This window comes from Streptomyces sp. SX-6, assembly GCF_059089585.1.
Genome location: NZ_JBTHHU010000001.1, coordinates 371857 through 384784, shown reverse-complemented (window position 1 = coordinate 384784; position 12928 = coordinate 371857). Strand labels below are relative to the sequence as shown.

Genomic DNA, 12928 nt, shown 5'->3' with positions numbered 1-12928 from the left:
GTGTGACGTCCGAGTACCCGTCTTTCGGACGTTCATCCAGGCAAACGGCCGCCTGTGCGGCCGAGGGGTCGCGGGGACGGACGGGACCGGCCTTGACGGCGGCTGTGACTAACGCTTTGCTGTGCGTGATCGCAGGACGCCCGATCCGGCGCCCGCGCAAGGGACGTACGCCGCGAAGGGCCCCGACCGATGACTCCTCCGTCCTTGGGCCGTCCACGGCGGGGGAGCGGGCCCGCCTTCGATCCCGCGCTGGACGACACCGAACTCATTGCCGCCCGTGATGCGTTGGCCAAAGGGCGGTGGGCCGACGCCCGCGGGCTCCTCGCCGCCACCGGCGAGGACTGGGACCGCCGGGGCCACCGGCTCGTCGTCCTCGCCGAGGCCCCCTCGAGCACCGCCTGGGCCCGCGAGTGGCAGCTCGCCGAACCCGACAGCACGGACGCCGCCACCCTGCTCGCCTTCGGCACCGTCGTACGGGCGCTGCGCGGCCAGGACGGCCGGGACGCCGCCGACGCGGCCCGCGAACTGTGCCGCACCGCCGCCGCCCTGACCCCGCGCGACCCCACACCCTGGCTCGCCCTGCTCCTCCTCGAGCACGGCACCGGAACCCACGAGGCGCGCAGCCGCGCCTTCGAGCACGTACGCACCCGGCACCCCGAACACCACCACGCGCACCACCTGATGGCCGCCTGCCTCGCAGAGCGCCAGCGCGGCGACCGCGACGACCCGCTGCACGAGGTCTACGACTTCGCCGCCTGGGCCGTCGAACAGGCGCCCGCCGACTCGGCGTTGGCGGTCCTGCCCGTCGTGGCCCACGCCGAGCGCTACCGCGTCCTCGCCGCCGCCGGGCTCGAACCCGGCGACCCCGCCGCATCGGGGCACTGGACCACCCGCCGGGCCCGCCAGGTGATGAAGGCGGCCTTCGACTGGTGGCTCGAGTGGGACGTCGACGACGGCACCCCCGCCGCGGCCCACCCCCGCCGCAAGGTCGACCTCAACTACCTCGCGCACGCCAAGCTCCACGAGGGCCGCCTCGCCGAGGCCGCGGCCCTGCTCGGCAGGATCGGCCCGCACGTCACCCGCGCCCCGTGGTCCTACCCCGACCGGGAACCGGCACAGGAGTACCGCACCGCATGCCGCCGCGCCCTCGGCGCCCTCTAGAGCTAAGGACGGCTTACTGATGGCAACCGGCACGACCGGCGAGATCCGCACCTTCAAAGGGCAGAACGGGCGGCTGCGCGCCGGCCGCATCGGCGTCGCCGGACTGCTGATGTCCGTGGTCGCCGCGAGTGCACCGCTCATGGTCACCACCGGCGGCATGCCCGTCACCTTCGGCGTGCTGGGCGTGGTGGGCGAGCCGCTGCTGTACGTCCTCCTGGGCGTCGTCCTGCTGCTGTTCAGCGCCGGCTACGCCGAGATGAGCCGCCATGTGCACAACGCCGGTGCGTTCTGCGCCTACATAGCCCGCGGTCTCGGCGGCACGGCCGGCGCCGCCTCCTCCGTCGTCGCCCTGGTCTCGTACAGCTCCATGCAGTGCTGCATCTACGGCCTCTTCGGCTTCGAGCTCTCCGGACTGCTGCGCCGCCACCTGGACGTGGGCGTCCCCTGGTGGGCGTCCGCGCTCGCGGCGGCCGCGGTGGTCGGCGTGCTCGGCTGGCTGAAGATCGACCTCAACGTCAGGGTCCTCGGCGTACTGCTCCTCGTCGAGGTGGTCATGGTCCTCGCCTTCGACGCGGCGGGCCTCGCCTCGCCCGGCGGCGAGGGGGTCTCGCTGCGGGCCTTCGACCCGGACACCCTCTCCGGACCCGGACTCGGCACCGCGTTCTGCGGCTCCATCGCCTCCTTCGTCGGGTTCGAACAGACCGCGGTCTACGCGGAGGAGACCAGCAGGCCCCAGGTCGTCGTCGCCCGCGTCACCTACCTCGCCGTCGCGTTCGTCGCCGTCTTCTTCGCGCTGAGCTCCTGGGCGCTGACGGTCGCGGCGGGCCCCTCCGAGATCACGGCCCGGGCCCTGAAGGAGGGCCCGGACCTGCTCTTCTCCCTCACCCGGGACCGGTTCGGCAGCGGCTTCACCGACGTCATGCACCTCTTCTACGTGACCGGCATGTTCGCCGCGCTGCTCAGCTTCCACAACGTCGTCGCCCGCTACGCCTTCGCGATGGGCCGCGAGGGCCTGCTCCCCGCCGCCGTCGGCCGTACCTCCCGGGCCAGCGGCGCCCCGGCGCACGGATCGCTGCTGCAGAGTGCCGTGGCCCTGCTCGTCATCGCCGTCTTCGCGGCCGGCGACGACCGTCCGGCCGGCGACCCGACCGTCCCCGTGCTGCGCCTGTCCACCTGGCTGGGCAATGTGAGCGCGCTCGGCGTCACCGTGCTCATGGCCGTGGCGTCCGCCGCCGTCATCGTCTTCTTCGTCCGCCGCGGCGCGGCCCGGGCACAGGCCTGGCGGCTCGCCGCCTCGGCGGCCGCGGGCCTGGCCCTGACGGCGGTCGCCGTGGTCACGGTGCGGGACTTCGGCGCGCTCGTGGGGGCCGACGCCGGCTCGCCGCTGCGCTGGATCCTGCCCGGCGTCATCGGGGCGGCCCTCGTCGCCGGGCTCGTCCTCGGCCTGGCGCTGAAGTTCCTCCGGCCCGCGGTGCACGCGCGCATCGGCCTGGGCAACGAGGCGTTCCGGCTGGAGAAGGCGGCGGCCGAAGAAGCCGGGTGAGCTACCGCAGAGGCCGGGTGAGCCACCGCTTCCGGGTGAGCTAGCGCTTCGCCCTCTTCGCCGCCGGGAGCACTGTCCACCGCCGGGACCGCTTCACCGCCGGAACCGAGAACAGGCGGCGGAAGTAGGAGGAATCCGCCTCCTCCTCGACCATGCGGCCCTCCGCCTCCACCCAGGCGTGGGCGCCGAACGGCGGGCGGGCCCGTACCCCGACCGTCCACTCCGGCCAGGTGCCGCGGACCCGGCACAGCAGCACCGTGGCCAGCGAACGCGGCAGGCAGCCCTCGTCGGAGGCGCAGCGCAGGCTCACGGCGACCACGGCCTGCCGTGCGGCCCGGGCCTCGGCGTAGGGGGCGGGACGGGCGCCCTTGCGCAGCTGGGTCAGCACGGCCCGTATCTGCGCGGGGGGCCTGCGGGCCAGCCGTCCGGCGACGGCCACCGCGAGCAGGGTGAGCAGGCGTCGCCCGGGGGAGAGCCGCGGACACACCCGGTGCGGCACCACCGCGCTCATCGCAGGACCAGCTTCGCCTCGAGGAGCCTCGCCAACAGGCGTTCCACGTCCTCGCGAGCGCGTGCCGCGTCGACGTCGTACGTCGCCGTCAGCTGCTCGGCCGCCTGCTCCACGGTCCCGCCCTCCAGCAGGACCTTCAGGGCGGTCGATGCCGAGCTGTTGAGCTGCCAGTAGCGGCCGTCGGTGCCGTCCAGCACCACTGTTCCGTAGTCGGTGTCGGCCGTCGAGACATCGGGTCGCAGTCTCAGTGTCATCGTCCTTGCCCTCTTCGTTCCTCGGTCGGTTCCTCGGTCCGGGACATCGCCCGGACCCACAGTTCGCAGCCGATGGTCACCGGCAGGTCCCGCTCATGGTGCCGGGCGGAGTACGGGCGGCGGAACAGGTCGCGCAGCGGCCCGGGTTCGACCAGGCCCAGTCCGGCCAGGGCGGACGAGTCCCAGAGCGCGGCGAAGTCCCGCCGGTGCCGCTCGAAGCCCTCGGCGGCGATCCGGGAACCGTCGCCCTTGGTCCGCCGGGTCAGCAGCTCGCGCGGCAGGACGTCCGCCAGGGCCGCCTTGACCAGCGGTTTGAGCTCCCAGGGCGTGACGCGCTCCTCGGGGCGCACGGCCAGGCAGGCGTGGATCACCTGGTCGTCCAGAAAGGGGGAGGACGGGGTGAAGTCCGCTGTCGCCACCACCTGGTGGAGCTGGCGGATCATCTTGCCGGTGTTCCGGATCTCCAGCAGATCGCCATGGCGCCCCCGGGCGGGCGCCAGCGGCTGCGCCGTCCCGGCGGTGTGCCGCAGCGCCCGCGTGATCAGGTGTCCGGCCTCGGGGGTCAGCCACCGGGGCGGCTGCGGGGAGGCGCCCCAGGCGAAGACCGAGGTGTGCGGGCGGGGCCGGGACGCCGTGGCCAGCCAGTGGCCGTAGGAGCGGCCGTCCAGCAGGTCCCGTACCGCGGGGCCCCAGGGGAAGCCGGTCAGTTCATGGAGGGTGCGCAGCCGCTTCAGGGCGAGCAGCGGGCGCCTGCGCAGCAGGTCGTGCTCGTAGCCGGGGTGGCCGGTCAGCAGCTGGTCGCCGCCGAGGCCGTCGAGGTGCAGGTGCGAGCCGTGGGCGGTGGCCCGCTCCTTCCCGGCACGTATCCGCGGGGCGCTGACCACCGCGCTGGAGGGCTCGTCGGGGAGGGCGTCCACGGGGAGCGGCGCACCGTCCGCGCCGACGAGTCCCTCCAGGAAGCCGGGGAGTTCAGAGGCCGGAAAGACGATGTGCTCCAGCTGCGGCAGGTGTGCGGCGGCCGTCCTGGCCCAGCGCAGGTCCTCGTCGGCCTCGTCGGGGTTCTCCATGGTGAAGACGGTCAGCGAGGACCGTTCCCGGGCGGCCAGCGCGGTGAGGCTGGTGGAGTCCAGGCCGCCGGAGAGATCGGCGGTGACCGTCCGGTCGCCACCGGTACGTACCCGCACGGCCGCCTCGAGCGCCCCGCGCAGCGCGGCCGCCCCCTCCTCCAGGGAAAGCACCGGCTCCGGGGCCCGCCACCAGCGGGTCATGGTCTGCCGCCGCCCGTCCGGGGAGAACGTCAGACGCGAGCCCGGGGGCACTGCCGTGACGTTCCGCCACGGTGTCCGGTCCGCCAGCGGGTGCGGTACGGAGGGGAGCAGGTGCAGGGCCAGTGCCGTGCGGTCGAACGGGGCGTCGAGCAGGGCGGCCAGGACGTCGGCCCGGTCGGCGGCGAAGACCCGGTTGCCGAGGCCGCCGTGGAAGACCCGGCGCAGTCCCGAGGCGCTGCCCTGGACGTGCACCCGGCCGCCGGCCAGGGCGATCAGATGGAAGCTGCCGGCCCAGGCGGTGCCCAGCCGGTCCAGGTCACGCGGGTCGCGGATGCCCGCGGCCGTCGCGGCGAGCTCGTCGGCGGTCACCGAGCAGTGGCCGATGACGGCCAGCCGGGTGTCGCCGTGTCCGGCCAGGAGGACCTGGCCGTGTGCCGGCCGGCCGACCACCCAGGGCCGGCCGGACCGGTGCGTCATGATCTGCGAGGTGCCCGGCGGCAACCGGTCGGCCGCCACGGCCGCGGACTCGTGGTCCGGCAGGACCACGAAAAACGGCGTCACGACACCGACCATGTCAATCTCCTTGCCGGGCCCGGCATTTCAGGGCGCGATTACCACCACTTGGTGTGGAGGGTGGGGAAGTAGGGCTCCATACCCTTGGCGCCGAGCATGCCGGTCTCCTCCTGGAAGGAGCCGCACTCGAACATCTCCGGGGCCTCGTAGGCCTGGAGCTCCTGGTTCTCGATGCGCTCGTTGTTCATTGAAATCACCTCCCCCTTTGCCGACGTGGCAGCTCAGGGAGGCGGTGACTTGGCGCAGGGGAAAAGCGGGCGGAAGCACATGCACCGCCCAACTGCCGTACATGCCGACAGAGTTCACATCCCCGTTGCGCCTTCCCTGGCGCTTGATCGCGACTGTAGTCACGGCCAATCCGGATGATCAAGGTCGGTATTCGACCGTACTGCGGGGGGACTGACGGAATGTCCCGTGCCACTTGATCAACACTTTGGACCGACGGCCGGGCCGGGTGCGGGAAAACAGAAAGACCCCAGCTCAGCTGGGGTCTTTCGTTGGTGTCCGAGGGGGGACTTGAACCCCCACGCCCGATAAAGGGCACTAGCACCTCAAGCTAGCGCGTCTGCCATTCCGCCACCCGGACCAGGTGTTGTGTCCTCCGCGGTGTTCCCCGCGGCGACATGGAAAACAATACCAAACATCCGAGGGTGCTCGATCACGCCCCCGACCGGCCGGGACGTGCACCTTTGCAGGCACATGACGGCAACGTTGCGGCCTTGGGCCCTGGCGGGAGGAGAGAGAGGATGGCCGTGAACCAACGTCGGGGGGCCGTCAGACCGGGGCTCCCGGCGCCGTACGACGAGGAGGCAGCGTGAGCGAGCCGAACCTGGCCCGTGGAGGATCGGGCACGGGCGCCGAGGCGGAGGTCGTCGACCTCTGCCGCGACCTGATCCGGATCGACACCAGCAACTACGGCGACCACTCCGGGCCGGGGGAGCGTGCCGCCGCCGAGTACGTGGCCGACAAGCTCGCCGAGGTGGGCCTCGAGCCGCAGATCTTCGAGTCCCACCCGGGCCGGGCCTCCGTGGTCGCACGGGTCGAGGGCGAGGATTCGTCCCGGCCCGCGCTGCTCATCCACGGGCACACCGACGTCGTCCCGGCCGACGCGGCCGACTGGACCCACCACCCCTTCGCCGGTGAGATCGCCGACGGGTGCCTGTGGGGGCGGGGCGCGGTGGACATGAAGGACATGGACGCGATGACGCTCGCGGTCGTCCGCGATCGTCTGCGGACCGGCCGCAAGCCCCCGCGCGACGTCGTCCTCGCCTTCCTCGCGGACGAGGAGGCCGGCGGCATCCACGGCGCCCGGTACATGGTCGACAAGCACCCCGGGCTCTTCGAGGGCGTGACCGAAGCGATCAGCGAGGTCGGCGGCTTCTCGTTCACCGTGAACGAGAACCTGCGCCTCTATCTGATCGAAACCGCCCAGAAGGGCATCCACTGGATGCGGCTCACCGTGGAGGGCACGGCGGGCCACGGCTCCATGACCAACACGGACAACGCGATCACCGAGCTGTGCGAGGCGGTCGCGCGGCTGGGGCGGCACAAGTTCCCGGTCCGGGTGACCAAGACCGTACGGTCCTTCCTCGACGAGCTCTCCGACGCGCTCGGCGTCCCGCTCGACCCCGACGACATGGAGGCCACGCTCGCCAGGCTCGGCGGCATAGCGAAACTGATCGGCGCGACGCTGAGCAACACGGCCTCGCCGACGATGCTCGGCTCGGGCTACAAGGTCAACGTGATCCCCGGGCAGGCCACGGCGCACGTCGACGGCCGCTATCTGCCGGGGTACGAGGAGGAGTTCCTCGCCGACCTCGACCGGATCCTCGGCCCGCGGGTCCGGCGCGAGGACGTGCACGCCGACAAGGCGCTGGAGACGAGCTTCGACGGCGACCTCGTCGCGGCGATGCAGACGGCGCTGCGGTCCCAGGACCCGGTCGCCCGGGCCGTGCCGTACATGCTCTCCGGCGGCACCGACGCCAAGCACTTCGACAACCTGGGCATCAGGGGCTTCGGGTTCGCCCCCCTCAAGCTCCCGCCCGAGCTGGACTTCGCCGGGATGTTCCACGGCGTGGACGAGCGGGTACCTCTCGATGGTCTGAAATTCGGTGTGCGCGTGCTCGACCGGTTCCTGGATGAGTGCTGAAGTTTCCCCTGGCTGCGCGTTGTTGGCGTTTTCTTCCCCGAAAGAGTGAATGCGCTCAAGGTTACGTAGCTCGGTTCCCCTGGTGTCGTTCTAGGTGTGCGGTCCGCGGCTGGGGCCGCATTGCCAACTAGGAGGAATCAATGCTCAAGAAGGTCGTCGCCACTGCGGCTGCCACCGGTGGTCTCGTGCTCGCGGGCGCGGGTCTGGCTGCCGCTGACTCGGGTGCTCAGGCAGCTGCCGTGAACAGCCCTGGCGTCGTCTCGGGCAATGTCGTGCAGGTTCCGGTCGAGGTACCGGTCAACGTGTGCGGCAACACGATCAACATCGTCGGGCTGCTCAACCCCGCCACCGGCAACGTCTGTGTCAACAAGTGACGTTGCGTTTCACGGCATGACGAACTGAAATCCGGCGGCCCCGGAGAGCGCGCTCTGCGCCCGGGGCCGCCGGGCTTTCGGTTGGGCTTTCCGAATGTGGGTAGATCGCCCGCATGCATTCCGCATGGCAAGAAAACAGCAGGAGGGGAATCAGTAATGCGACAGGTCACCAAAAAGGGCCTGATGACGACCGTGGCCGCGGCGAGCAGCGTGCTCGCCGTGACCGGAGGCTACGCCCACGCCGACTCCGGCGCGCAGGGAGTTGCCTCGCACTCCCCGGGGGTGGGGTCCGGGAACACGGTCCAGGTGCCGGTGCACGTGCCGGTCAACGTCTGCGGGAACACCGTGAACGTTGTCGGGCTGCTCAACCCGGCCACAGGCAACGAGTGCGCCAACGGCGCGGTCGGCCACGGGCACGGCCGTCACCACCGTGGGCACGGCGAGGGCCGTGAGCACCACGAGGGCCGTCACGAGGGGGGCAATGGGGGACCCCTCGCGGAGGGTCTGGCCACCGGGTCGCCCGGAGTTCTCTCCGGCAACGTGACGCAGGTTCCGGTGGACATCCCGGTCAACGCCTGCGGCAACTCCGTCGATGTCGTGGGCATCGGCAACCCGGCCCTGGGCAACGAGTGCGTCAACGGCGGCGAGCACCACCGCCAGCACATGCCGCAGCCGCCGTCGGACGACGACTGCAAGCCGCCGGCCGAACACCACAACCCCCCGGCGGAGCACACGCCCGGCCACAAGCCGTCGCACGAGAACCCGCCCACCGGTGAGCACGCCCCGCCCGCCGCGCACAAGCCCGGTCACCACCACACCGCGCCCGTCACCGAGGTGAAGGACGCGCACCGACCGGCGCAGCACGGCGAGCAGGCCCCGATGCAGGAGAAGGCGACCGAGCTCGCGCACACCGGTGCGGGCCAGGCCGGTATGGCCGGCGCCGCCAGCGCGGCCATGCTGCTCGGCGGCACGCTGCTCTACCGGCGGACGCGCGCAGGGCAGAACTGACCCGGCACGGACGGCACAGAGCGGGCTCCGCGTCGCGGGGCCCGCTCTGTGTGTTCACGGGGCCGTGGTCACCGGATCACCAGGTGGCACGGACCTGACGGATGATCCGGCGCCGCAGCCGCACTCTGCGGCTGCCGTCGGGGTTGAGGCGCAGGCGGTCCAACTCCCAGTGTCCGTACTCGGCATGGTCGGTCAGCAGGCGTGTGGCTGCCCTCCGGGAGACCCCTCGAGGCACATACACATCACAGAATTCGTATTCCGGCATCGCATCTATTGTGCGGGAACAGCCCCGGTACGGATAGCGTCTGCACTATGTCTGATGCTGCGCAGCCAACCGCTGCCGAGGTACGGGCCGCCGCCGAGGCGGTCAAAGCCGCTCTGGACCGCCACCTCGCCGCCGTCGAGGGCCGGTCGGGGGAGGACGACCCGGCCGTCTACGCCGCGTTCAACGAGCTGGCCGCGGCAGCCGAGGCGTACGACGAGCTGCTGTACGACGCCTACGACGAGGTCACTCCCTTCGAGATCCCCGGTGATGACACGCTGCCCGCCTACGCGGGTCCGGACGAGCCCCATGCGCTCAGCGTGCTGATCCGCAGGGACTACGCCGTGGCCGAGCCGCAGCGCCTGCTGGCACAGGCCCAGCGCGTCTCCGACCTGGATCCCGACGCCCCCGACCTCGACGTGGACGCGGGGCGCGGCGCGGGTCTCGTCGGCAGCAGTGTGCACGCGGCGCTCGGGGTGCTCTTCGGTGAGTACGAACCGGATGAAATCGCCTCCCGCCACAAGGAGTTCGGGCTGGAGGAGGGTGACTCGACGCTGTGGGTGGCGGCCGCCGACGACCTCGCCGAGCCGGGGGAGTGGCTGGCGGCGCCGTTCGACCAGGCGGATCCGCAGCGTGTCGTCTGCCGGTTCGACGTCAGTGCCGTCTTCGACGAGGAACTCGACGACCTCGACGACGGAATCGACGACGGCATCGAGGAGGATGCTCTCGACGACGACTTCGACGACGGCATCGACTCCCTCGACGTGGAGGAGGGCGACAGGGCCCCGGACCGGGCGAACTGATCCGGGCCCCCGTCACCCGGTGATCATCCGGCTGCGGACTGCCGGTTCTGAGCCTCCAGCAGGGACCGCAGCCGGGTGGTCCGTTCCTTCACCGGCACCTCCGCGACCGCGCGCGGCAGGGCATCGCCCACGCCGTGCACGACCGACAGGTGCCGCTCGCCCCGCCCGAACGCGGTGTGGATCCACGCCCGGGTCAGATCGCGGGACGCGTCGCCCGGCAGCACCACCACGACCGCGGGCCAGCGCGTCCCGGCCGCCTGGTGCGCGGTGACGGCCCAGCCGTGCCGGACCCGCTCCGCCACCTGGCCGGGCGGTACGACGACGGGGGTGCCCGAGCAGTCCAGGCGCAGTCCCTCCGCGTCCGCCGAGACCACCGTGCCGGGGACCATCCGGCCGGGCGCGGGGACGTACGCCACCCGGTCGCCCGGGTCGAAGCCGCCGAACCGGCCCGGGCCCGGGTTGAGCCGCTGCTTGAGCGCGGCGTTGAGCGCACGGGTGCCGGCCGCGCCGCCGTGGCCCGGCGTGATCACCTGCGTGTGCTCGGCGGGCACGCCGATCGCCCGAGGCACCGAGTCCGCGACGAGCTGCACCGTGCGGTGCACCGCCTCGCCCGCGTCCCGCACGGGGGTGATGACGATCTCCTTGCCGGGCGTGTCCACCTCGCCCAGCTCGCCCGCGCCGATGCACGACACCAGCTCGCCGATCGGGCCGGGGTCGGGGGTGCGGGAGACGACCACCGGGCAGGCGCGGGCCGCCACCGCGTCGGCGAACACCCGGCCGGGGCCCGCCGACCACAGCCCGCCGGGATCGCCGCTCAGCACCAGCCGGGTGCCGTCCGCCAGCGACTCCACCAGCGCAGCGGCCGACTCCACGTCCAGCTGCGGCGCGTCCAGCACGACGAGCAGGTCGAGCTCGAGGGCGCCGTCCGCGTCGCGCCCGGGGCCCTCCCGGCCCGAGAGCAGGCCCGCCACGGTGACCGCGGCCGCGTCGTCCGGGTCGTCCGGCTCCGCCAGGCGGCGCCGGCCGTCCTCGGTGTGCGCGGCGGCGAAGGCCCGCAGGCCCAGCGCACGCGCGGCGGCCACCACGGCCGCGGGCTCGGCCCGGGCCGCCTCACCGCCGCAGTGCGCCACCAGGCCGGAGGCCGCGACGGCGCGGATCAGCTCGGCGGCGGACGGCGAGGGCGCGGACGCCGCCGCCTCCTCCCAGCCGGAGTCTTCCTCCCGGCCGGAGTCTTCCTCCGGCGCGAGGGTGCTGCGCAGTCGCGCCAGCCCGTCGGCGAGGCTCTCCTCCGCCATGGCGTGGCGGTCCAGGCCCAGCAGCAGCCGGACCGGCACCCCCTCCTCGTCGGTCTCCTCGAACAGCAGCAGTGCCCCCTCCGCGGCGACGTCCTGCAGTGCCGCGTCGGGATCCGGCACGGAGCGCCGGCCGAGCTCCTCGCGGAGCGTCGAGGCCTCCAGGACGGTGTGCCCGGCCAGCGCGGCCCGCTCCAGCAGCCAGACGGCCAGGGCCCGTGCCCGGCGCTCGTCCCCCGGCCCGCACTGCGGGCCCAGCAGCGCCCGCGCGAAGCCGTCCGCCTGCTCCGGGCCCGTGCCCGCGACGGCCAGCAGCTGCCAGGGGTCCTCGCGCAGCGCGTCGGCGGCGTGCTCGCCCAGGGCCGTCAGCACCTGCTCCGCCAGCTGCTCGGGTGCCCCGCCGGCGGCGAGCACCTGCCGGACGCCGGGGAGCCCTGCGGCCAGGGCGGTCTCCGACAGCGCCTGCACGGGCGGCGGGACGGCCACGGCCGGCCGGCCGGCGGGCTTCGCCGGCTCCGGGGCGGGCCTGCGCGCGGGCGGCACGGGCCGGGCCGCCTCGGCGAAGAACGACGCCGCTGCCCGCTCGCCGCTCTCCACCGCCCGCACGGCGGCGGCCAGCTCCTCGCTGAGGGCGGAACGCTTGAGGGGCGCCTCCTGGGCGGCGGGCCCGTCGGCGTTCTCCGGGCTCGGCCCGGGTGCGTCCGGTGCGGTCACAGCGTGCTCCAGTCCTGATCGGGATAGCGGTGCACAGGCGCCGACACGTCGTCGAGCGCCTGGCAGATCTCGTCCGGAAGCGTAAGGGTCTCCACTGACAATGCCGCTCTGAGCTGCCGCGCCGTGCGCGCGCCGACGATCGGGGCGGCCACGCCCGGCCGGTCGCGCACCCAGGCCAGGGCCACCTGGAGGGGCGTCGACGCCAGGCCGTCGGCCGCTATGGCCACGGCGTCGACGATGCGGCGCGCGGTCTCGTCCAGGTACGGGGCGACGAACGCGGCCAGCTGCTCCGAGGCCCCCCGGGAGTCGGGCGGGGTCTCTTTGCGGTACTTGCCGGTGAGCACGCCCCGGCCGAGCGGCGACGACGGCAGGAGGCCGATGCCGAGGTCGAGCGCAGCGGGCAGCACCTCGCGTTCGATGCCGCGCTGGAGCAGCGAGTACTCCATCTGCGTGCTGGCCAGCCGGGTCCGTACGCCCGGTGCGGCCAGCTGCCAGGTGGCGGCCTTGGCGAGCTGCCAGCCGCAGAAGTTGGAGACCCCGGCGTAGCGCGCCCGGCCGCTGGTCACGGCGGCGTCCACGGCCTGGAGCGTCTCCTCGAGGGGGGTGCCGGGATCGAAGGCGTGTATCTGCCAGATGTCGACGTAGTCCGTGCCGAGCCGTTCCAGCGAGGCGTCGAGCGCGTCGAGCAGGTGGCCGCGCGAGGCGTCGATCCGCCGGTCCGGGTCCAGGACGGTGCCGGCCTTGGTCGCGATGACCAGGTCCCGGCGGGCGATCACGGAGTCGAGGAGCTGCCCGAGGAGGTATTCGGCGGCCCCGTCCGCGTAGACGTCCGCGGTGTCGACGAGGGTGCCGCCCGCGTCGCGGAACGTTCTGAGCTGCTCGGCCGCGTCGTGCTCGTCGGTGTCCCGGCCCCAGGTGAGGGTGCCGAGCCCGATCCGGGAAACCCGCAGCCCCGTACGGCCGAGATGCCTTTGATCCATGAGCGCTGAGAGTACTGGCAAGGTCCACGGCGGTGA

At 73.0% G+C, this 12928-nt stretch carries 13 protein-coding genes and 1 tRNA gene; 6 read left to right on the top strand and 8 right to left on the bottom strand.

The window, feature by feature from the left end; genetic code table 11:
• Positions 1-189: 189 nt before the first annotated feature.
• Together ACV530_RS01900 and ACV530_RS01895 are read left to right on the top strand one after the other, a co-directional pair.
• Positions 190-1161, top strand: coding sequence for a hypothetical protein (locus ACV530_RS01900; RefSeq protein WP_494330398.1), 972 nt, complete (start codon positions 190-192; stop codon positions 1159-1161).
• Between the two features lie 19 nt (positions 1162-1180).
• Positions 1181-2704, top strand: coding sequence for an APC family permease (locus tag ACV530_RS01895; protein WP_494330397.1), 1524 nt, complete (start codon positions 1181-1183; stop codon positions 2702-2704).
• A 40-nt stretch (positions 2705-2744) separates the two neighbouring features.
• Here the strand turns inward: ACV530_RS01895 and ACV530_RS01890 are convergent, their stop codons facing one another.
• The 5 genes from ACV530_RS01890 to ACV530_RS01870 form a co-directional block, all read right to left on the bottom strand.
• Positions 2745-3215: a lasso peptide biosynthesis B2 protein gene (locus tag ACV530_RS01890; RefSeq protein ID WP_494330396.1), complete on the bottom strand. Its 471-nt coding sequence runs from the start codon at positions 3213-3215 to the stop codon at positions 2745-2747.
• Complete coding sequence (locus tag ACV530_RS01885) at positions 3212-3469, bottom strand: lasso peptide biosynthesis PqqD family chaperone (protein WP_494330395.1); 258 nt, start codon at positions 3467-3469, stop codon at positions 3212-3214. The genes ACV530_RS01890 and ACV530_RS01885 overlap by 4 nt, the downstream gene beginning before the upstream one ends.
• Positions 3466-5310 carry an asparagine synthase-related protein gene (locus ACV530_RS01880; RefSeq protein ID WP_494330394.1) on the bottom strand — a complete coding sequence of 615 codons (1845 nt, stop codon included), beginning with the start codon at positions 5308-5310 and terminating at the stop codon, positions 3466-3468. The genes ACV530_RS01885 and ACV530_RS01880 overlap by 4 nt, the downstream gene beginning before the upstream one ends.
• A 38-nt stretch (positions 5311-5348) precedes the next feature.
• Positions 5349-5498, bottom strand: a complete 150-nt coding sequence (locus ACV530_RS01875) for a keywimysin-related RiPP (protein ID WP_494330393.1) — start codon at positions 5496-5498, stop codon at positions 5349-5351.
• Between the two features lie 310 nt (positions 5499-5808).
• Positions 5809-5896 (bottom strand) — tRNA-Leu (locus ACV530_RS01870).
• 228 nt (positions 5897-6124) lie between these two features.
• Between ACV530_RS01870 and ACV530_RS01865 the strand changes: the two genes are divergently transcribed.
• From ACV530_RS01865 to ACV530_RS01855, 3 genes are all read left to right on the top strand, one after another.
• Entirely contained in the window at positions 6125-7459 is a 1335-nt protein-coding gene (locus ACV530_RS01865; RefSeq protein WP_494330392.1) for a M20/M25/M40 family metallo-hydrolase, read from the top strand.
• Between the two features lie 140 nt (positions 7460-7599).
• The gene (locus tag ACV530_RS01860) at positions 7600-7833 is read left to right on the top strand and encodes a chaplin family protein (RefSeq protein WP_494330391.1); all 234 of its coding nucleotides are present in this window, start codon (positions 7600-7602) and stop codon (positions 7831-7833) included.
• A gap of 156 nt (positions 7834-7989) precedes the next feature.
• The gene (locus tag ACV530_RS01855; RefSeq protein WP_494330390.1) at positions 7990-8841 is read left to right on the top strand and encodes a chaplin; all 852 of its coding nucleotides are present in this window, start codon (positions 7990-7992) and stop codon (positions 8839-8841) included.
• A 76-nt stretch (positions 8842-8917) separates the two neighbouring features.
• Here the strand turns inward: ACV530_RS01855 and ACV530_RS01850 are convergent, their stop codons facing one another.
• Complete coding sequence (locus tag ACV530_RS01850) at positions 8918-9106, bottom strand: DUF5703 family protein (RefSeq protein WP_494330389.1); 189 nt, start codon at positions 9104-9106, stop codon at positions 8918-8920.
• Positions 9107-9153: 47 nt separating this feature from the next.
• Here ACV530_RS01850 and ACV530_RS01845 point away from each other — a divergent pair, with 47 nt between their 5' ends.
• Complete coding sequence (locus ACV530_RS01845) at positions 9154-9906, top strand: hypothetical protein (RefSeq protein WP_494330388.1); 753 nt, start codon at positions 9154-9156, stop codon at positions 9904-9906.
• Between the two features lie 23 nt (positions 9907-9929).
• On the opposite strand, the gene ACV530_RS01840 is transcribed toward ACV530_RS01845, so the two are convergent.
• Together ACV530_RS01840 and ACV530_RS01835 are read right to left on the bottom strand one after the other, a co-directional pair.
• On the bottom strand, positions 9930-11912 hold the full coding sequence (locus tag ACV530_RS01840; protein ID WP_494330387.1) for a helix-hairpin-helix domain-containing protein: 1983 nt from the start codon (positions 11910-11912) through the stop codon (positions 9930-9932).
• Positions 11909-12892 carry an aldo/keto reductase gene (locus tag ACV530_RS01835; RefSeq protein WP_494330386.1) on the bottom strand — a complete coding sequence of 328 codons (984 nt, stop codon included), beginning with the start codon at positions 12890-12892 and terminating at the stop codon, positions 11909-11911. Before ACV530_RS01835 ends, ACV530_RS01840 begins: the two co-directional genes overlap by 4 nt.
• Positions 12893-12928: the final 36 nt, after the last annotated feature.